Genomic DNA, 20,448 nt, shown 5'->3' on the forward strand with positions numbered 1-20,448 from the left:
CAGTAGACATGACCCCCGGTCAGATTAGTGGCGGTTGAGGGGCTTGCGTGGGAGTCTCATCAGGCGACGCCACTTCGAATCGTTTGCTGTCGGCTGGCATGGAGCGTTTCCCCGCGATGATCTGTACGGCCCGAGACCAGTTCGGGCCTTCAGGCAAACCATACTCAGGCGTGCCGGCCCAACTGCCATCAGAGCCGTCCAGGTTTTCGGCCCAGTTCGCCCCCAAGTCATACCACGCACAGACATCAACGCTTGCGTTTGTCCGTGCGTCCCCAGCGAACCCGGGTGTTTGAGACGTCCACGCGCCCTCTGAGGGCGCCGTAAACCGTGGCTCTACGTCAAGCAACTCGAGCTTTCTGGGCGTCGACCATCCCGAGACGTAAATACCATTGCGCTGCTCAGTGACAATGGACAGTCCACCCGCCGTTTCGGGGAGGACAACCTGACAGAACCAGGTAGCGTTCTCCTCGACGACTGCCGTTCCCAGCAGTGGTTCGATAGCGGCGGCCAGCGCCACCACGACCGTGTCGCCGGGGTGTCCGAATCCGCAGACATTCAGTAGCTGCCCCACAGCCTCATCAACGCCGGGCGTTTCGATGCGCGCTTTGTCGGGAACGACCGTGATTTCCACATCATCGGTAAACGGCGATATCTGATCCTTGAAGAACTGTCTGGCTTTTAGCTCGCAGGGGCCCAGCGGTAACGTGACACGGCGTTCGAAATAGCCATCGCCAAAACGCGGATGGATACGAGGCTGCATAGCGTCGCCGAGGTACAACTCGACCTCAGTCCGGTCGAACCCCTTCCCCCGTCGCGCATAGCCCTCAACCATGAAGGTCCGGGGGACGGACGTGCGCGAGAATGCAAGGTTGAGCGTTGGTGCAAACAGAACCACGTTGAACATGACCGGCTCACCGACCGACTTAATGTCACCCAGGCTCTGCATGGCGAAAACGGTATGACTCGTGTAATCAAGCTCCGTGAGTTCAACCGTCCAGTCGTCAGCTGTGGCGACCACCTCCCCGAGCACCTCATGGGTCACAAAGTCCAACACCTGAATCAGGCAGCCATCGTTCCCGCCCGTGCCGTGCAGCACAGGTAAGTATTCCGTTTGCCCACCGGGTGGTGGAGTAATTACCGGTACGCTCATCGGGACATCGAACGGCATGGACACCGGGTGGGAGGGTTGCCCGCCGAAGGTCTGCGTGGCGCTGGCCGTGAACTTGCCCGGGCTGAAGGCTGCCGGCCGCTGGAATGTCCATTTCCCGTCAGTATCGATGTCCGGGACGGGATGGAGATCATCGTTGTCACTGAACGTGATCGTCACCACAGCTCCCGGCCAGCATTGGCCAGAGAACTGCGGAAACAATCCGTTCTCGGCCACTTTCTCGATGACGACCAAAGGTGCTGGTATGACGACGGCAATAGCCGGCACCCATGTCGATGGCAGCGTCCCAAACAGTTGCTGGGCGGTTACCGAATAAGTACCGGGAGCCCAACGTTCAGATGCTGCACTAGACCAGGTTCCACTTCCCGTCACCTCGACAATGGGCACAATGGGAACGCCAGTTTTGCTCAACCGGACTTCTATTCGGCAAGCCGCCTGTTCAGGCCAGTTCCTGCCCGTTCCCGAGAAGGTGGGGATGCCCTCCGAATTGACGCGATAGTTTAATGTCGGCACAGGCACTGCGACAGTGAAGGTCGCCGCCACTTCCGTCCAGTCCGAATAGATGGGCTGATTGTCGCCGCCTGGGGTGCTTTGTCGCGCGCCAATACTGTATTGCGTAGCACTGGGTAACCAATCAGGGAAATCCTTGCTCCATGGATTGCTGTCCACGGTGAACGACTTGATAGGCGTTTCGTTACCTACATAGTGGATATCAAGCGTAAGACCTACGGTTCCAGAACCTTGGACAGTGACCTTCGCATTGCCGTCGACCGTGGCGGAGAGCGACGCAACTCTGTCAGGCCTTATTTTAAATGACCGATAAAAGCTTCGATCGGAGGGCACTCCCAACGTCTGCTCAGCGGCAAGGCGGATTTCCCCGGGGGGGAAACTGGCCGGGATAACGACCGGTACAGTCCAGGCATCGCCTGTTACCGATGCAAGCGTGCCGACCACCACATCAGTCAGATCGACATAGATCTTCATGGTGGCCCCGGCCTCGCCTGCGGTTCCGCTGAGCGAGAATGAACGGCTCTGTAAGGATTGGTCGGCAGGCTGGGTAATGACAGGCAAATAAGGCAAAACGGAAACAGGTACGCTGCTGGACCATTTCGTTTCTCCAGCAGAAATCTGGCCGGCAATCATCGTGAACGGTCCAGCGGGGAGCGGTGTCGTCAGCGGTATGCTCCACTGTCCGTTTTGAACGGTGCCGGTTCCATAGATTAGCGTTCCGTTATTAACCCTGTGGATATTGATTGTCGCGCCATTATGGCCCTTACCGGTGATCACCGGTTCGCGCTCTCGTATCACGTCACCCGTTCTTGGTGAGTCAATGACAGGATCCATTGGCGTCGGAAATTTTATCGTGATAGAGAGTGGGCCACCGAAGATCGTCCCGTTCCAGCCACTGTAGGTTTGTGCAATTGCAATCTGATGGGTCCCTTCCGCCAAGGGATCCGTTGCAGTGACCGACCAATCCCCGGAAGGACCTATCGTGACCTTGGCACCGAGCGCATTTCCTTGGTGGCGAAAGAGCTGAAAAGTAGCCCCTGGCAGACCTTTGCCCTCAATCGTCGGGTAATCCGTCTCGAAAACCGTTCCGGGCGGTGTAGTGATAGTCGGTCGGTCTGCGGTAAAAAAGGGAGTGGAGTTGTACCAATCCCCCCACCTGTTATCGACATATTTTCTGTAATGAATTTCCCACTGTCCGGTGGCCATGTCGAAATCGGTTGCGTAAGGAAAGCTCCTTGTCTGCCTCGACTGGTATGCTCCGTTTGGGCCATGAAAATCAAATTGTATGATGTGCCATGTGCCAACGTTGGGGATTGCTAGCCCATATCCCTTGAGTCGAGAAATGAAGGCTTTGGGTCCAGGAGCTACCAGAGGACGGTCAGTCAAAAAAGGTTTCGCAGGCTCAGTATCGCCTTCGCCACGTCGCTCTATGATTGCGGGGACGCTCTCGGTGTCATCAGCAGTTCCAGAAACGCCTTGTAATCCGTCGCGCAGCTCTTGTTTTTCGTCGTCATTTTCTTTATCCATGATTGACTCCAAGACTATTCCGGGTGGCGATGCTGCAGGTAAAAGTTCGTCAAACCATCTAATGCCTTTCCATTTTTCCCATCACCTGTCAACTCTGACAGTCCCGATCAACGGTAACTATTCCCACACCGCAACATGCTGACGTCCTTCAGCCATTAACACCCGGCCACAGCGGGTTGCGCCGTTGCCTACACGGTGGCTGTTCGCAGGGCGCCTCAGGGCGCGCCGGTTTATGCACTCCCGGTCGACTAACCTGCTTACAGCCGCCACCCTTTCGTTTAGTCGCGAAGAGGTGGATGCCCCAACCATGAGTGTGCAGACAATGATCAAACCAACACCCAATCCCCCTGAAACCGAAGACTCGACCTCCCCCTACGCTTCCGCCGATTCCACCAGACTCCACGAGGCCGCTGAAAAAGCCCTCGATCACTACCTGAAAAAACCCGGCGCTGCGCCGTCGTGCAATTCCGTCGATCGCGGCGTGCAGATGTTCATGGTCGCGCCCGACATCAACCCCGAAGCGATGGCCATTCAAACCTACGAAACCTTTTCTTCGGTCAGCATTCTGCTGCTCGACCTGGCGGACAGCCTCGAGGACAAGCCGCGACATCTGGCGAGGGCGATCTATCAGTTGAGCGAGATGGGGTTATTGCTGGCGGAGAAGGCGCTGGATCAGGAGCGGGCGATCGCGGTGGCGTGATGTCAAGATCAAAAGATCGCAGCCTGCGGTGTAGTGGTTCAGTTTTTTTAAACCAATCCGTAGGAGCATTAGGCCGCCTGCTGCTCAAACAGCGCAGGCGGCAAGTGGTTCGAAGCCGAGTGGCAACGGCGATGGTTGTAATGTGAGATGAAGTCCATCACATCCTTCTCCGCTTCAATGTGGGTTTGATAACCGTTTTCCGGCATCCAATCGTGCTTCAGCGTCCTGAAGTAGCGCTCAACCACTGCATTATCCCAGCAATTACCTCGACGGCTCATGCTTTGAACGATCCGGTTGTCTGCCAAACAGGTGACAAATCGATCAGCAGTGTACTGACAGCCCTGATCTGAGTGAAACAGCAGTTCAGGCATTGGTCGGCGTAGTGACACTGCCAACTTCAGAGCTTTAGCAGCCAGCTCAGCATCGGCAGTTCGGGAGCACGCCCAGCCAACAATCCTGCGTGAAAAAAGATCCATCACCACTGCCAGATAAAGCCAGCTATTCCCAACTCTAATGTAGGTAATATCGCCTGCCCAAAGCGTATCTGGCTGAGTCGGATTGAAGCGACGATCAAGTATGTTCGGAGCAACGATTGCCGGTTTTGTAGCACGACGATAGTGGGCATACCGTGGTCTGCGTCGATGCAGGCCGAAAGTTTTGATCAACGAGCGCATTCGATAGCGACCGATAAAGATCCCTTTCTTTCTCAACGCTTTGCAGAGCCCTCGAGTACCCAGGACCTCTCGATGTTCTTTATGCAACGCACGAAGTCTGCGCCTTAGCCACCGCAGGCCCGGCTTCAAACGCTTGGTTTTGCGGTTTATGTAATAGCTACTTCGGGCGATGCCAAGCACGGAGCATACGCGCCGAACTGACATAGCACCTTTTACGCCATCAATCATTTGGTTCGACCGAACAGAACCTTTAGATGAGAGGGCAATTGCTTTTTTAGCACTTGGTTCTCGGCCTCAAGCAGCGCCAGTTGCGCCTGCAGCGACTCGATCAGCTCCTGATCCTGTAATCGTGGCAACTGAGTAACTTCGTTCTGCTGTCGACGCCAACGAGCAACCCAGCGACGCAAAGCTGTGAGGCCCACACCAGTGGCTTCACAGGCCTTGGGGACGGAGTAATGCATCTCCACCACTAACCGAATAGCCTCTGCTTTTTCTTCAGGCGTAACGACCCGATATCCCATGACGCATCCTTAAATCGAGGCTCCTACATCATGGTCTAAAAAAGTTCGACCACAACACGGCAGCTCCTACATCTGGAATGCGTTCCCCTGTAGGAGCTGCCGAAGGCTGCGATCTTTTGCTGTTCAGGCGGAAGCCGGCAACGGCTGAAAACTGAAGTACTGCTGCAGCGCCAGCACTAGCTGCCCGAACTCCGCCGGGGCGCGGCGCAGGATGAAGCCTGCGTCGTAATGCAGTGGCGTGGCATCTTCATGGCACCACACGCAACAGGCGCTGAAGTCGATGATTTGCGGGCAGCCGTCGCTGGCGGGGATTTTCAGGCGTAGTTGAAAGTCGACACCGACCATCATCGGCAATTGACTGATGAGCATAAGCCCGTCATCGGACACGTTGCCCAGAAAGCCAATCGGTTTATCGGTGACGGTGTTGAACACTCTGAGGAAGTACGGCAGCTGATGCCGTTCGATCCGGCGGTCGGTAAACATGCGCAGCTCGCCATGCAAGGCCCCATCAAGGAGCCGCACCTTTGCTTCGGAACGTCCCGTACTCGGGCCGCTCTCCCCGCTTCCGGTGTGCCGGTCGCACAATCGCCGTCACCTTACCGCTGACCAGTTGCAGGTGTTGCTCCGGATCTGGAGTGATGACTCTGTCCGGGTCATTGGACTATAGCTCAGCCTGTACACACGGCCAGATTTTGTATGAGACCTGTGATCAGAAACGCGTCGGGCGCACCACGGCTGCCGCGCTGCGGGTCGGGTAATGGCCCAGGCTCTGCAAGGTTTCCAGGCGCGCACGGGCGCGGTAGGCGTATTCGCTGTTGGGGTACGAGGCGATGATGAACTGGTAGGTCTGCACCGCGTCAATGTAGAGCTTTTGCCGCTCCAGGCACTGGCCGCGCATCATCGACACTTCCGGCCACACGTAAGGGCGGGCGCGGCTGGCGCGTTCGACCTTGGACAGCTCGAGCATGACCTGGTCGCAATTGCCGCGATCATAGGCGCTGTAGGCGTTGTTCAAATGATGGTTCATCGACCAACGGGTGCAGCCCGTCACGGCGAGGACGCTGAGGGCAAGGGCGGCAATGGGCAACAATCGCATGGGGGTTCTCCTGTCTTGTGCTCTGTATCGACCCCTGCCGAGAAATCTTCAGAAGTGTTTGTGCCAGTTGTCAGTTCAATAAAGAAAACGATAAGTAGTGCAAACGAACAATGACTACACCCTTCGAGCATAGTAGCCTTCGCTGGCGCTTGAACTCAGGAGTCTTTGCATGTCCGTCCGTCGTACCAAAATCGTCGCTACCCTTGGCCCGGCCAGTAACTCGCCGGAAGTTCTCGAACAGCTGATTCTGGCTGGTCTGGACGTCGCCCGTCTGAACTTCTCCCACGGCACCCCCGACGAGCACAAGGCTCGCGCGAAGCTGGTGCGTGACCTGGCAGCCAAGCACGGCCGCTTCGTCGCCCTGCTCGGTGACCTGCAAGGCCCGAAAATCCGTATCGCCAAATTCGCCAACAAGAAGATCGAGCTGAAGATCGGTGACAAGTTCACCTTCTCCACCAGCCATCCGTTGACCGAAGGCAACCAGCAAGTGGTCGGCATCGACTACCCGGATCTGGTCAAGGACTGCGGCGTGGGCGACGAGCTGCTGCTCGACGACGGCCGTGTGGTGATGCGCGTTGATACCCAAACCGACGATGCCTTGCATTGCACCGTGACCATTGGCGGCCCGCTGTCGGACCACAAAGGCATCAACCGTCGCGGTGGCGGCCTGACCGCACCGGCCCTGACTGAAAAAGACAAGGCCGACATCAAGCTCGCCGCAGAAATGGAAGTCGACTACCTCGCCGTGTCCTTCCCGCGTGACGCCGCCGACATGGAATACGCCCGTCAACTGCGCGACGAAGCCGGCGGCACTGCCTGGCTGGTGGCGAAGATCGAACGCGCCGAAGCCGTGGCCGACGACGAAACCCTCGACGGCCTGATCAAGGCTTCCGACGCGGTGATGGTTGCCCGGGGTGACCTCGGTGTGGAAATCGGCGACGCCGAGCTGGTGGGCATTCAGAAGAAAATCATTCTGCATGCACGCCGCCACAACAAGGCGGTGATCGTCGCGACCCAGATGATGGAGTCGATGATCCAGAACCCGATGCCGACCCGCGCCGAAGTCTCCGACGTGGCCAACGCCGTGCTCGACTACACCGACGCCGTAATGCTCTCGGCAGAATCCGCCGCTGGTTTGTACCCGCTGGAAGCCGTGCAGGCGATGGCGCGTATCTGCGTCGGCGCTGAAAAGCACCCGACCGGCAAAACCTCCAGCCACCGCATCGGCAAGGAATTCACCCGCTGCGACGAAAGCATTGCGCTGGCAACCATGTACACCGCCAACCACTTCCCGGGCGTCAAAGCGATCATCGCCCTGACCGAAAGTGGCTTCACCCCGCTGATCATGTCGCGCATCCGCTCCTCGGTGCCGATCTACGCGTTCACCCCGCACCGCGAAGCCCAGGCTCGCGCGGCGATGTTCCGCGGCGTCTACACCATCCCGTTCGATCCAGCCTCGCTGGAACCGCACGAAGTCAGCCAGAAAGCCATCGACGAACTGACCAAGCGCGGCGTCGTGGAAAAAGGCGACTGGGTCATCCTGACCAAGGGCGACAGCTACCACACCACCGGCGGCACCAACGGCATGAAGATTCTGCATGTCGGTGATCCGCAGGTCTGAGTGACCGGCTGCTGAAACACGAAAGCCCCGCCATGTGAATGGCGGGGCTTTTTTATTGCCAGCGCTAAAGCAAAAGCCCCTCACCCTAGCCCTCTCCCAGAGGGAGAGGGAACTGATTGGGGGATATTGCAGGACTGCAGCGACCTGATCGCTCTGCGCTGAATCCCTGATCGACCTATTCTTTCAAGTCAATGCATAACGCATTACACCCCGGTCGCCCCCCTCTCCCTCGGGGAGAGGGGAACTGATTGGGGGATATTGCAGGGCTGCAGCGACCTGATCGCTCTGCGCCGAATCCATAATCAACCCATTCTTTCAGGTCGATGTATAACGCGTTACACCTCGGTCGGCCCCCTCTCCCTCGGGGCGGTCCGACGTTTCGGGAGGGCTGGGGTGAGGGTTGGCTTTTCAATGCCGTTTGATAAACCCGGTCAACGCCGCCAACGCTTCCGGCGAGCGCAGCCGTTGAGTAAACAACGCGCCCTCCTCCTCTATCACCTTGCGCAGTAATTGACGATCCGGTGCTCGCATCAATTGCTTGCTGATACGCACCGCGTCAGCCGGCAGTTCGTCGAAGCGCAGCGCCATTTCCCGCGCCTTGCTCAATGCCGCTTCGCCACTGTTCAACGCCTCGGTAGCGATGCCCCAGGCTGCCGCTTGTTCACCGCTGAAGCCTTCGCCGAGCAACAACAGCTCTGCCGCTCTGGCCTGCCCGAGCAGCCGCGGCAGGATCAGGCTGGAGCCGAATTCCGGGCACAGCCCCAGATTGACGAACGGCATGCGCAATCGCGCATCACGGGCCACATAGACCAGATCGCAATGCAGCAGCATGGTCGTGCCGATACCCACGGCGGCACCGGCCACGGCGGCGATCACCGGTTTGCGGCATTCGAGCAGATTGAGCATGAAGTGGAACACCGGGCTGTCGAGGTCGCTCGGCGGTTGCTGGATGAAGTCGGCAATGTCGTTGCCAGCGGTGAAGCATTCGGCGCTGCCGCTGATCAGCACAGCATTGATTTCGGGGTCGCTGTCGGCCTGCTTCAATGCCTCGGCGAGGCGGCTGTACATGGCGCGGGTCAGGGCGTTTTTCTTGTCCGGGCGATTGAGTCGCAGGCTCAGCAAACCGCGTTCGCGGTGCAGCAGGATGGCTTCGGTCATGGCATGTCTCGCGTCTGAAATCAGCGCTCAACCACGGCTCAGGAACACGTCGGCCAGCAGTTGGTTGCGCGGCAGTCCGGCCAGGTATAGACGCCTGGCGAAGGCGTCGACACTGGCGGTCGAGCCGCAGACTAAGGCCAGGGTTTGCCGGGAGACAAGGCGCAGTTGCGCCAAAGCGGCGGCTGACTCGGCCGCCGTCCATAACTCGACGCTGAGGTTTTCGCGCTGCGCAGCCAGTGCCGCCAGGGGTTTGGCCAGATAGTGTTCGCGCTCGTCATGGGCCAGATGTATGACGCGGATGGCGCCTTGGTGATCCTGCCGCAAGGCTTCGCGCAGCACGCCGAACAACGGGCCCAGACCGGTGCCGGCGGCCAGCAGCCACAAAGGTCGGTCGTGCCAGTCCGGGTCGTAGTGCAAGGCGCCGCCGCGCAATTCGCCGAGGCGAAGCGGGTCGCCGATCTGAAGCTTTCGTGCAGCATCACTGAACTCGCCGGGCTGGCGGCAATCCAGGTGGAACTCGAGAAAACGGTCTTCCTGCGGCAGGCTGGCCAGCGAATAGGGCCGCGCAATCTGCCCGATCCACAACACCAGATGTTGCCCGGCGCTATAGCGCAGTGGCTGTTGCGCGGTCAGGCGCAGCCGCAGGACGCTATCGCTGAGCCAGTCCAGCGCTTCGACCACGGCCGGGCGACCGTCGGTAATCGGGTCGAAGGTGTGTACCTCCATGTCCTCGATCACCTGACACTGGCAGGCCAGGCGCCAACCGTCCTGACGCTGCTCGGCGCTCAAGGCGTCCGGGCGATTATCGGCGGGCAGGCCTTGCACGCATTGCACCAGACAGGCGTGGCAACTGCCGGCGCGACAGCTGTAAGGCACGGCGACGCCGTTCTGGTTGAGCGCATCGAGCAGGTTGCTGCCCGCCGCCACCGACCAGTGCCGCTCACCGACGCGAAGTTCAGGCATCGACGTTCTCCCACGCTGCCGCACAGCGATTGCGCCCGTCGCGCTTGGCTCGGTAAAGCGCCTGATCGGCGCGCTGCAAGGCGTCGTCCAGATCATCGCCGAGGCCGAGCAGTGTCATGCCGGCCGACAGACTCAGATTGCGCACATTCAAGCCCACCAGTTCCACATCGGTAAAGGCGATACGCAGGCGCTCGCAGCACGCGGTCAGCCGCTCGGCGTCGCAATCGGGCAGCAACACGACGAATTCCTCACCACCATAACGCGCCAGCACATCGCCGTCGCGCAGGCACGCCTGGGCGACACCGGCGAAGGCCTGCAGCACCTGATCGCCCGCTGCGTGGCCGTGCAGGTCGTTGATGCGTTTGAAATGGTCAAGGTCGATCAGCGCCAGGCCATGCACGACATCGCTGTCCATTGCATTAAGTTCGCGCGAGGCCAGGCGCAGGAAGTGCCGACGGTTGAAGAGCCCGGTCAGCTCATCGGTGGCGACCAGATCCTCAAGCTGGCGCATCATCCCGCGCAGGGTGTCCTGATGCGCCTGCAAGGCAAACCGGCGCTGGCGCTGGCGTTGCCGCGAAACCTGAACGAAGCGCGCATACAGCACCAGCCACGCCAGCACCAGCGCCAGCACGCACACCTGCAACGCAGCAAGCGCCGGCTCGCGCAGGCGCAACTGGTAGCCGTCCCACAGGGTGATCGCACCGAAACTGAAGAACACCAGCAAGGCACAACGGACGAACGCTCGTCGACTGAGGTGGAACAGCCCGAACAACAGGATCATCACGTAAAACACTAGAAAGACGCCGCGCGCTTCGTCCAGATGGGCGATCAGCCAGGTCTGCCAGCCGAGTCCGAGCAGCACTTGCGCTTCGGTCAGGCTGGGATCGGCGAAACGCAGGTTGCGCCCGCTCCAGAACAAGGCGAACAGCACCGCCTGGCTGATGACCACCAGGGCGCTGCCGATGCTCACGGCGTTGAGGGATTGCTCGTAGTGACCAGTAAAAAACGCCAGCCACAGCAGCAGCAAAGCCAATCCGTAGGTGGCGGCAGCGAGGGCGAAGCGTTTGAGCAAAAGACGTTGAATGGCGTTATGGGTCAATCGTTGACTCACCGTGCGATAAGAAGCTGACCGAGTGTCCTACTCTACAGACCGGTTGCCACTTTAGAGGCCCGGTCGCTAAATGACCACCGATTTTCGGGCCGGGAAAATGGCGTCAAAAGTGTGGCCTGCCTGGCCCAGACGGGCAGCTACAAGCCGCGAGCTTCAAGCGGCAAGCTAAAGCTGTCCGCGGACTGCTTCGACTTGCTGCTCGACGCTTGGAGCTTGAAGCTGCCGCCGAGAATGACCGCCGACGCGTGTACGCCCCTTTGATGCGCGGTATACTGCCGCGCCTTTTTAGCGTCGCGCCACAAAGGGACAGCTACAAGCCGCAAGCCTGAAGCGGCAAGCTCAAGCTGTCCGCGTAATGCTTAACTTGCCGCTCGAAGCTAGAAGCTTGTAGCTGCCCCATCGTGTTTTAGAGGAGCGCGACTCATGACCGTGATCAAGCAAGACGACCTGATTCAGAGCGTTGCCGACGCCCTGCAGTTCATTTCCTATTACCACCCCGTGGATTTCATCCAGGCGATGCACGAAGCCTATCTGCGCGAAGAATCGCCAGCGGCCCGTGATTCGATGGCGCAGATCCTGATCAACTCGCGCATGTGCGCCACCGGCCACCGCCCGATCTGCCAGGACACCGGTATCGTCACCGTGTTCGTGCGCGTCGGCATGGACGTACGCTGGGATGGCGCCACCATGGGCCTGGACGACATGATCAACGAAGGCGTGCGTCGCGCCTACAACCTGCCGGAAAACGTCCTGCGGGCTTCGATCCTCGCTGACCCGGCGGGTGCTCGCAAGAACACCAGGGACAACACCCCGGCGGTGATTCACTACTCCATCGTTCCGGGTAACACCGTGGAAGTGGACGTGGCGGCCAAGGGCGGCGGTTCCGAGAACAAGTCGAAAATGGCCATGCTCAACCCGTCCGACTCGATCGTCGACTGGGTGCTCAAGACCGTTCCGACCATGGGCGCCGGCTGGTGCCCGCCGGGCATGCTCGGCATCGGCATCGGCGGCACCGCCGAGAAAGCCGCGGTGATGGCCAAGGAAGTGTTGATGGAATCCATCGACATTCACGAACTGAAGGCCCGTGGCCCGCAGAACCGCATCGAGGAAATGCGTCTGGAGCTGTTCGAGAAGGTCAATCAGTTGGGTATCGGCGCCCAGGGCCTCGGTGGCCTGACCACCGTGCTCGACGTGAAGATCATGGATTACCCGACCCACGCGGCTTCGCTGCCGGTGTGCATGATCCCCAACTGCGCCGCTACCCGTCACGCGCACTTCGTGCTCGACGGTTCCGGCCCGGCCTCGCTGGAAGCGCCACCGCTGGACGCCTACCCGGAAATCGTCTGGGAAGCCGGCCCGTCGGCCCGTCGCGTCAACCTCGACACCCTGACCCCGGAAGACGTGCAGAGCTGGAAACCGGGCGAAACCGTGCTGCTCAACGGCAAGATGCTCACCGGTCGCGACGCGGCGCACAAGCGCATGGTCGAGATGCTCAACAAAGGTGAAACCCTGCCGGTGGATCTCAAAGGTCGCTTCATCTACTACGTCGGCCCGGTCGATCCGGTTGGTGACGAAGTGGTTGGCCCGGCTGGCCCGACCACCGCGACGCGGATGGACAAGTTCACCCGCCAGATCCTCGAGCAGACCGGCCTGTTGGGCATGATCGGCAAATCCGAGCGTGGCCCGACCGCAATCGAGGCGATCAAGGACAACAAAGCCGTGTACCTGATGGCTGTCGGCGGCGCCGCTTACCTGGTCGCCCAAGCGATCAAGAAGTCCAAGGTGCTGGCGTTTGCCGAGCTGGGCATGGAGGCGATCTACGAGTTCGAGGTCAAGGACATGCCGGTCACCGTCGCGGTTGACAGCAAAGGCGAGTCGGTACACATCACCGGTCCTGCGATCTGGCAACAGAAGATCAGCGAAAGCCTGGCAGTCGAAGTGCAATAAGCGCTTTGCCTGAATGAAAACGGCCGGTTCATCCACAGTGATGACCCGGTCGTTTTTGCTTGTGCTTGCATTTGGCGATAAAAACGTGGGCCAAGCACACAAAACAGTCTTGCGCACCTGTCAGATCTGACAGGTCCGTTTCCCGCTTACTCCTGTTAGCGTCTATCCATACGCCCTACTTAGCGCGAATGGATTCGACCATGGCCAATCAAGACCTCGACATCACTGCTCCTTCCATCGCCCGAAGCTCATCGATCGCCACCATCGGCAAGAGCTGGAGCGCCGTTGGCCCGACCGGCACCACAGGTATCGAATTGCCCGTTCCGGCGTCGGCCGGGCGCGGGTGTGATCCGCAACTGACACTGTCCTGCAGCAGCCAGAGCGGTAACAGCGCATTTGGCCTCGGCTGGAATCTGGCGGGCCTGAGCCAGATCAGCCGACGCACCAACAAGGGCGTACCGCGCTACACCGGGCACGACGAAATCATCGGTCATGACGGTGAAGTTTGGATGCCGGAGCTGGATGACCACGGCAACCTGAAGTGGCGCAGCGAAAACAGTTACCTCGGCGTCCCTGTTGCCGAGCACAATGTCCTGTCTTACCGGGCGCGGATTGAAAGTGATTTTTCCCTGCGCGAATGCTGGCATCCGGTTGACGGTGGCGCGCCCTTCTGGCTGGCGCATGTGGCCGACGGCACGTTGCATGTCTACGGCAAAACCACCGCCTCACGCCGTGCCGACCCCGACGACGAATCGCGCATCAGTAGCTGGCTGCTGTGTGAAAGCATGAACGCCCATGGCGAACACATCTGCTACGAGTACAAGCCGGACGATCAGCCTGACGAGCAAGACCCCATTCACGACTACCGCGCCCAGCGTTATCTGCGCCGGGTGTGTTACGGCAATGCCACGGCGAGCGACCGCCTCTATTGCTGGGACACCGAGCGGCCGACGGATCTGCCATGGCATTTTCAACTGGTGTTCGATTACGGCGAGCGCAGCACTTCGTTGACGGAGGTTCCGAGCTACGATGAAGTGAACCGCTGGCAGCTGCGACCTGATCCGTTTTTCACCTATGGCCAGGGCTTTGAATTGAGCACTCGCAGGCTGTGCCAGCAAGTGTTGATGTTTCATCACTTCCCCGAGGGCCTGGCGACAGAGGCGAAACTTGCCCGTCGCCTGCTGCTGGAATATCGACCGATCCAGAACATTGCGCAGTGGGCCTACAGCCAGATCACCGCGGCGCACTATCAGGCCTTCGATGCGCAAGGCAATGTCGAGCATTCACCGCCGGTAGAGTTCGAATACTCGCCCTTCGAGATCAACAAGACACCTGCACGCCTGCTGGAAAACGAGACTCAACCGGGCATCGAAGACGGCGGGTTCTACCAATGCGTCGATCTGTATGGCGAGGGCGTGCCGGGCTTTCTCTGCCGCTACGACAACGCCTGGTATTACCGTGAACCGCTGCGCGCGGCGCCTGGCACTGAACTGATCGGTTACGGCCCCTGGGCTTTGCTGGACAAGATTCCGGTGGCCGATCGTAGCCGCGCCGTGGCACAACTGCTTGATCTGACCGGCGACGGGCGCCTGGACCTGATCACCGCCCGCTTGGGTTACTGCGGGTTCCATGCGCTGAATGCGCAGCGACAATTCGAGCTGTTCAGCGTGTTCGACAAGTTTCCCGTGGAACACCAGAATCTGGGCTTGTTCATGGGGGATTTTTGCGGCGACGGCCTGATGTCGGCGGCCACCATCAGCCCCGACCGTGTGCGTATCTATGCCAGCCTGCGGGAAAAAGGCTTCGCCGCCGCCCAAGAAATACCCCATGAATACGATGACGACCGTCTGCCGGTTTTCAGCAACTCGCGAACCGAACTGGTGCTTCTGGGTAACCTGCTCGGCAGCGACATGCCTGAGTTGTGCCGCATCCGCCATGACGAGGTCCGCTGCTGGCCGAATCTTGGTCACGGTAAATTCGGTAAAGGTCGCAAGATCGGTGCCCTGCCATTCACCTATGAAGAATTCGACGCCTCGCGAGTGCGTCTGGCCGACCTCAATGGTTCCGGTGCGCCGACGTTGATCTATCTGAAATCCGAGGGCTTCGACATTTACCTGAACCACGGCGGCAATGGTCTGCAACAGATTCCCGTCAGCGTGCCGTGGCCCGAAGAGGTGCGCTATGACCGTTCGTGCCAGGTCAGTTTCGCCGATCTGCAAGGCCTTGGTTGCGCCAGCCTGATTCTGACGGTACCGCATATCGAGCCTCGGCATTGGCGCTACGATTTTGTTGCGGCCAAGCCCTATCTGCTGGTCAACAGTAACAACAACATGGGTTGCTCCAGCAACGTGACTTATCGCAGCTCGGCTCAGGAATGGCTGGATGAAAAGGAACGGCTGCTGGCGCTTGAGCGTGCACCGGTATGTCATCTGCCGTTTCCGCTGGCCGTCGTAAAAAAGCAGGAGCAGTACGACGAGATCACCGGCAACCGGTTGACCCAGTCGTTTATCTGGCGCGAAGGGTTCTACGACGGCAGGGGACGGGAATTTCGTGGGTTCGGCTATTTGCAGCAACTTGACTGCGAGGTTGGAACCGATCCTTCAGAGCCTGGCTTCAACGAGCCGATGCAAACATGCACCTGGTTTCACAACGGGCAGGAAATGAATCGCTCCGGCGACGATTATTTCAGCGCGGACGTGGACGCCTGCCCGTTGGGCGAAACCCTGTTCAGTCGTTACCACCCCAAAGGTGAAATCGATGAGCCCGTTACTCCCGAAGACTCCGAGACTCGCTATCGAATCGCGCAGGCGCTGGTCGGCTCAGTTGCCCGAACAGAGACATTTGCCTACCAGCCAGATGCGCAAGTCTCTGCTGCAGCCACGCTGTACTCGGTAGAGCAAAAGCGCTATCTGGTTCGCGAGGTGCGGCCGAAGGGCCAATATGCAGCCGCTGTTCTGCTGCCCTTTCAGGTCGAAGCCATCAGTTATCAGTACGATGGTTTTATCAATGACCCGCTGTGCCGCCACGATGTCACCCTGCGCTGGGATGCTTATGGCGCCGCGACTCACGCATTTACCGTGAACTATGCGCGCAGGCTGACCGCCCAGAGCCCGCCCCCCTTCACCGAAGACCATCTGAACCAGTGGTGGCGCGACGCCCATGACGAGGCGCAGCAATACTTTTATCTCAGTGAAACCCGTGCGCGTCCGATCAACCTGACTGAGCCACAGCAATGGCGATTGGGCTTGCCGTATCAGGAACGGAGCAATGCGCTGAAATTGACCAAAGGTACGCTCCCCGGCGAGCTGACCCCGGCACAGGTATCTTTCGAATCGTTGAGAACGCTTGAGGACTCGCCAGAATGGGCTATCGAACGGGTACTGACTTCGCAATCCATACAGCGCTACGTGGACGTAGAGGGTATTGAACTGGAGGACGGCGTCGCCGGATTCGAAGCTCTGTTGCATTCTCTGGAGCTTGCCTTACTGGACAAGACCGCGCTGGACGCTTACAGCATTGTGCCGGATCTGGACATCCGTGAGGCCCTCCGCGCAATTGGTTACTCGCCCATGCCGCTGCTGTTCGAAGCGATGCTGCGCGAGGAACAAAACCTCTGGTCGTCGCGGTTCAATCTGGCTCGGTACGGCGATTTGCAAGCGTTCTACAAAGTGCTCGATTTCAACGAAACGCCAAGCCATGGCGTGACCAAAGCCAAATATGATCCACACTACCTGACCGTCATGCGCATGGAACTGCCCGACGGTTGTGCCGTCCAGGTCGCAGAGTTCGATTACCACGCCCTCAAACCCAAGCGGATCACGGACGCCAATGACAACACTGAAGAAGTCATCTACGAGCCCTCCGGTCAGCCGCTGGTCATCAGCTTTCACGGTACCGAGGATGGCAAACCTGCCGGCTTCGACAAGCTGACCGATGACTGGACCTTGCCGGACCCCAGTCCGGAACACGCCATTCTGTATCCGGAAGATACCGTAGGACACGCAGCGAGTACCCTGCACAAAAACCTGTTCAGCTGGATGGGCCTGATACCTGCCTCCACGCTTCAGGCCCGGGCGATCAAGCAAGGCGACCTTTTGCCTGGCGGGCAAATCCGTGCCAGCGCACGTCGCCGGCTTGGGCAAAACCACGTCCTGACGCCTGAAGACCAGCAATTGCGTGCAGCCATTGAACTGGCTTACCGAGAGCCGGTACACACCGTGATGCTCACCGCCGACCGCTACCCCTACGACACCGTCAAGGCACAGATCCAGATTGTCAAAACCTGCGTCGACGGCTTTGGTCGGGTATTGCAAACCCAGCAAAAGGTCGACCCGGGGCTGGCTTATGTGGTGGCTGAGGATGGTGAACTGCTCATCGAAGAAGGTGAGCAACCGACGCAGACACGCTGGCGTATCAGCGAACGCGTCGAATACAACAACAAAGGTCTCCCGCAGCGCCAATACCGGCCGTTTTTCGCCAACACACACCGCTACGTCAATGATCAATCCCTGCGCGCGCTCGGGCTCTTCGATCAGCTGTTGTATGACGCACCGGGTCGTCCGATCAAGCTGGTCAACGCCAAGGGCGACTTTTCCCGCAAGACTTATCATTCCTGGTTTTTAATCAATGAGGATTTCAACGACACCGCAGAAGAACTGTCATGAACAGTCACGTCCATCATCGTACGCCAACCCTGACAGCCACCGACAGTCGTGGGCTGACTGTGCGGCGGGTCGACTACTGGCGCAAGAATGCCGATGACCTGCCAATGTCCCGGATCACGCGCATGAAACAGGATCTGGCCGGACGCAGCGTTGCCCAATGGGATCCACGTCTTGCCGGCCCCTGCCTGGTAACCGTGTACTCATTGTCGGATCAGCCATTGAGAACAGACAGCGTCGATGCCGGTATGCGTTTGAGCCTGCCAGGGCTGGCAGGTCAGACACTGCAGCGCTGGGATGATCGCGGTGCGGTCTGGCTCATGACTTACGACCGGCAACTGCGCCTGCTGAGTGTCAACAACACAGCCATTCCCCAGGACGATGAAGTATTCGAATACGCCGATGCCTCGGCGGATGTCGGCAACAACCTGCGCGGACGACATCAGCGACTGACTGATCCCTCAGGCTGCATGGAAGTGCACAGCTACAGCCTCGCCGGACACTCCCAGCGAGAAACCCGAACCTTTCACGATGAGAAATCGTTCACCAGCCAACGCACCTTTGATCCGCTGGGTGCGGTCACAGCGCTGACAGATGCCGGCCAGCATCAACAGACGATGCTTTATGATCTGGCCGGGCAACTCAAAGCCACCTCTCTGATCCTGAAAAACGGGGTCGAACGGGGGGTGCTTATCGACGCGCAATACAACGCCGCCGGACAGCTTGTCACGCAACAAAATGGCAACGGCGTCAGCGTTCATTGGGATTACGACCCGGCCAATTCCCTCCTCGTCAGGCAATGGGCACAGAAAGGCAGCGAACCGTTCATCCAGGACCTTGAGTACAGGTACGATCCCATGGGAATGATCACCCGGATCTTCGATGCCGCCGTCAAGCCGGTTTATTTCGCCAATCAGCGCTGCGACGGCACGCGCACCTTCACCTACGACTCGCTGTATCAACTGAGCAGCGCTACCGGTTGCAGTGCCGCCGCACTGCCACAACCGGTCCGTGCGCAATCCTGCGACCCCGCAGACCTGCGTAACTACCTCCAGAACTACGAATATGACCACGGCGGCAATCTGATCAAAATCATTCAAGTGCGCGAGGGGGCAAGCCATACCCGACATATCCTGATCGACCCCCACAGCAATCGAGGCATATCGCAGGAAGCCGACGATCCGCCTCCGGACTTCAGCCGGTTGTTTGACCCGCACGGCAACCTGCTGGAACGATTGCCAGGCCAGCCGTTGCGGTGGAACAGCCGCGATGAGTTGCAATCGGTGGTCATGATCTCCCGTGCCGACGGTCGGGAAGACGCGGAGCAATGCTGGTACAGCGAAGGCGTGAGAGTGTGCAAACGCTACGAACACTACGGCAACAACACCAGCCACTTTCACCTGGTACGTTATCTGCCGGGGCTTGAGATCTCTAGCAAGGACAATGGTGAAGAGCTGCATGCCATCACCGTCACCACCGGCGCGGGCACTGTGCGTTGTCTTTACTGGGAAAACGATCCGGCAAACATTGGCAGTACGCAATTGCGATACGGCCTGAACGATCACCTGAATTCATGCCTGATCGAACTTGATCAAACCGGGCAGATGATCAGCCACGAGCAATTCTTTCCATTCGGCGCGACTGCCTGTTTCCTGTCGCTCACCGATATAGAGGTCGATTACAAAACCATCCGCTACAGCGGCAAGGAACTGGATCGCAGCGGGCTCTACTATTATGGCGAGCGCTATTATGCGCCGTGGCTGGGTCGCTGGACGCAACCGGACCGACACGGAATCGCAGATGGCTTGAATCTGTATTGCATGACCCATAACAACCCGATCAACTTTGTCGACCAACAAGGGGCGGTCACGACGCCTCCACAAACCAGAAGAGCTTCACAAACCAGCATTACCATCCCCACTCCCGGCTCCTCGCGCCGATCGTCTTCGGCAAGCGTTCCAACTTTGGTAACCGATCCCCAGGCCAATCCCCCCGGGCGCCTTCCCCCTGACCCCGAACTTACATGGAGCGAGCGGGCCAAGGCGGCAGCGCTGTCATTCGCCAACTCCAGGGTGGGGCTAACGCTGGTGCCTGTGGGCGGAATGTCCATGACCAGCGCAGCCATCATCAGCCCCATTTTGACTTTATCCGTGCGACTCGCATTAAACGCCATAATGTTCAACCCCGGCTGGTCTCCCGCCAACACATGGGACCCGGATGGCGATGGAGAATTGCCGCCCGTCGATGTCACGCAGGCTGCCAACCGAACGTATACCATGGTCACCGACGGCATCACCGGGGCAGCGACCATCGCCAGCATGATTCTAGGGCCAGTGCTAGGCGGACTCATCGATGACTGGAGGGGCACCGTGCTCCAGGCAGAAAATGACCAGCGGGGTGGCGTATTGATGGACGCCGCAGAACAGCGGATCAACGATTATCAGTTAGTGGCCGACCCGACGAAAAAGGCACTGGACGCTTTGCGTGCGCAGGTAGTGGAGGCGGAAGAGCTGGCTGGGGTCACTTGGCGAAGCATGGGCATGCTCGAAAAAATTGATCTGATGCGGCCACCACCCGTAGCAGCCGTAGCAGCCGTAACACCCACAAATAGTCCCGGCTCGTCCCGCAGAGGTTCGACGTCTTCCGGCAGAAGTTCGACGTCTTCCGGCAGTACACATTCCAGCGTGCGTAGGCGAAACAATCTCGCTCCTAAGCGCTCGAGTTCGAAGCCAACGTGGGTTTAGAAAGAGGTAACGCGCTAAGGTGCTTATCGTTTCAGGGCGGGGCCATG

13 protein-coding genes are annotated in these 20,448 nt (G+C 59.2%); 5 read left to right on the forward strand and 8 right to left on the reverse strand.

Going from position 1 to position 20,448, the window contains the following annotated elements; translation table 11 throughout:
- Positions 1–19: 19 nt before the first annotated feature.
- Positions 20–3,205 (reverse strand): Ig-like domain-containing protein, encoded by a 3,186-nt coding sequence (locus BLU52_RS18735; RefSeq protein WP_090285702.1) that lies wholly within the window; start codon positions 3,203–3,205, stop codon positions 20–22.
- A 322-nt stretch (positions 3,206–3,527) separates the two neighbouring features.
- Here BLU52_RS18735 and BLU52_RS18740 point away from each other — a divergent pair, with 322 nt between their 5' ends.
- Positions 3,528–3,905, forward strand: a complete 378-nt coding sequence (locus tag BLU52_RS18740; RefSeq protein WP_090285704.1) for a DUF6124 family protein — start codon at positions 3,528–3,530, stop codon at positions 3,903–3,905.
- A 68-nt stretch (positions 3,906–3,973) separates the two neighbouring features.
- On the opposite strand, the gene BLU52_RS18745 is transcribed toward BLU52_RS18740, so the two are convergent.
- The 4 genes from BLU52_RS18745 to BLU52_RS18760 form a co-directional block, all read right to left on the reverse strand.
- On the reverse strand, positions 3,974–4,807 hold the full coding sequence (locus BLU52_RS18745) for an IS3 family transposase (RefSeq protein ID WP_090285708.1): 834 nt from the start codon (positions 4,805–4,807) through the stop codon (positions 3,974–3,976).
- Positions 4,804–5,100: a transposase gene (locus BLU52_RS18750; protein ID WP_090285711.1), complete on the reverse strand. Its 297-nt coding sequence runs from the start codon at positions 5,098–5,100 to the stop codon at positions 4,804–4,806. The genes BLU52_RS18745 and BLU52_RS18750 overlap by 4 nt, the downstream gene beginning before the upstream one ends.
- A gap of 123 nt (positions 5,101–5,223) precedes the next feature.
- Positions 5,224–5,583: a PilZ domain-containing protein gene (locus tag BLU52_RS18755; protein ID WP_090288622.1), complete on the reverse strand. Its 360-nt coding sequence runs from the start codon at positions 5,581–5,583 to the stop codon at positions 5,224–5,226.
- Between the two features lie 226 nt (positions 5,584–5,809).
- Entirely contained in the window at positions 5,810–6,196 is a 387-nt protein-coding gene (locus BLU52_RS18760; RefSeq protein ID WP_090285713.1) for a tetratricopeptide repeat protein, read from the reverse strand.
- Positions 6,197–6,365: 169 nt separating this feature from the next.
- Here BLU52_RS18760 and pyk point away from each other — a divergent pair, with 169 nt between their 5' ends.
- Positions 6,366–7,817, forward strand: a complete 1,452-nt coding sequence (pyk, locus tag BLU52_RS18765) for a pyruvate kinase (RefSeq protein WP_090285716.1) — start codon at positions 6,366–6,368, stop codon at positions 7,815–7,817.
- Positions 7,818–8,225: 408 nt separating this feature from the next.
- Here pyk and BLU52_RS18770 read toward each other — a convergent pair whose 3' ends face one another.
- Genes BLU52_RS18770 through BLU52_RS18780 form a run of 3 tightly spaced genes read right to left on the reverse strand, consistent with a single transcriptional unit; the run spans position 8,226 to position 11,037 of the window.
- Entirely contained in the window at positions 8,226–8,975 is a 750-nt protein-coding gene (locus BLU52_RS18770; RefSeq protein ID WP_090285718.1) for an enoyl-CoA hydratase-related protein, read from the reverse strand.
- Between the two features lie 27 nt (positions 8,976–9,002).
- On the reverse strand, positions 9,003–9,938 hold the full coding sequence (locus tag BLU52_RS18775) for an iron-sulfur-binding ferredoxin reductase (RefSeq protein WP_090285722.1): 936 nt from the start codon (positions 9,936–9,938) through the stop codon (positions 9,003–9,005).
- A complete protein-coding gene (locus tag BLU52_RS18780; RefSeq protein ID WP_090285725.1) occupies positions 9,931–11,037 on the reverse strand; it encodes a GGDEF domain-containing protein in 1,107 nt (368 codons plus the stop codon). Before BLU52_RS18780 ends, BLU52_RS18775 begins: the two co-directional genes overlap by 8 nt.
- 435 nt (positions 11,038–11,472) lie before the next feature.
- Between BLU52_RS18780 and BLU52_RS18785 the strand changes: the two genes are divergently transcribed.
- The 3 genes from BLU52_RS18785 (at position 11,473) to BLU52_RS18795 (ending at position 20,401) form a co-directional block, all read left to right on the forward strand.
- Positions 11,473–12,996, forward strand: coding sequence for a fumarate hydratase (locus BLU52_RS18785; RefSeq protein WP_090285728.1), 1,524 nt, complete (start codon positions 11,473–11,475; stop codon positions 12,994–12,996).
- 200 nt (positions 12,997–13,196) lie between these two features.
- Complete coding sequence (locus BLU52_RS18790; protein ID WP_090285730.1) at positions 13,197–17,660, forward strand: SpvB/TcaC N-terminal domain-containing protein; 4,464 nt, start codon at positions 13,197–13,199, stop codon at positions 17,658–17,660.
- Positions 17,657–20,401, forward strand: a complete 2,745-nt coding sequence (locus BLU52_RS18795; protein WP_090285732.1) for an RHS repeat domain-containing protein — start codon at positions 17,657–17,659, stop codon at positions 20,399–20,401. The genes BLU52_RS18790 and BLU52_RS18795 overlap by 4 nt, the downstream gene beginning before the upstream one ends.
- The last annotated feature ends 47 nt before the right edge of the window (positions 20,402–20,448 follow it).

The sequence above is a fragment of the Pseudomonas granadensis genome, from assembly GCF_900105485.1.
GTDB classification, from domain to species: Bacteria; Pseudomonadota; Gammaproteobacteria; order Pseudomonadales; family Pseudomonadaceae; genus Aquipseudomonas; species Aquipseudomonas granadensis.

Coding starts and splice junctions, on each gene's coding strand:
- BLU52_RS18795 (WP_090285732.1), top strand. CDS start 17,657: ATGAACAGTCACGTCCATCATCGTACGCCAACCCTGACAGCCACCGAC.
- BLU52_RS18760 (WP_090285713.1), bottom strand. CDS start 6,196: ATGCGATTGTTGCCCATTGCCGCCCTTGCCCTCAGCGTCCTCGCCGTG.
- BLU52_RS18790 (WP_090285730.1), top strand. CDS start 13,197: ATGGCCAATCAAGACCTCGACATCACTGCTCCTTCCATCGCCCGAAGC.
- BLU52_RS18770 (WP_090285718.1), bottom strand. CDS start 8,975: ATGACCGAAGCCATCCTGCTGCACCGCGAACGCGGTTTGCTGAGCCTG.
- BLU52_RS18785 (WP_090285728.1), top strand. CDS start 11,473: ATGACCGTGATCAAGCAAGACGACCTGATTCAGAGCGTTGCCGACGCC.
- BLU52_RS18775 (WP_090285722.1), bottom strand. CDS start 9,938: ATGCCTGAACTTCGCGTCGGTGAGCGGCACTGGTCGGTGGCGGCGGGC.
- BLU52_RS18735 (WP_090285702.1), bottom strand. CDS start 3,205: ATGGATAAAGAAAATGACGACGAAAAACAAGAGCTGCGCGACGGATTA.
- BLU52_RS18755 (WP_090288622.1), bottom strand. CDS start 5,583: ATGTTTACCGACCGCCGGATCGAACGGCATCAGCTGCCGTACTTCCTC.
- BLU52_RS18740 (WP_090285704.1), top strand. CDS start 3,528: ATGATCAAACCAACACCCAATCCCCCTGAAACCGAAGACTCGACCTCC.
- pyk (WP_090285716.1), top strand. CDS start 6,366: ATGTCCGTCCGTCGTACCAAAATCGTCGCTACCCTTGGCCCGGCCAGT.
- BLU52_RS18750 (WP_090285711.1), bottom strand. CDS start 5,100: ATGGGATATCGGGTCGTTACGCCTGAAGAAAAAGCAGAGGCTATTCGG.
- BLU52_RS18745 (WP_090285708.1), bottom strand. CDS start 4,807: ATGATTGATGGCGTAAAAGGTGCTATGTCAGTTCGGCGCGTATGCTCC.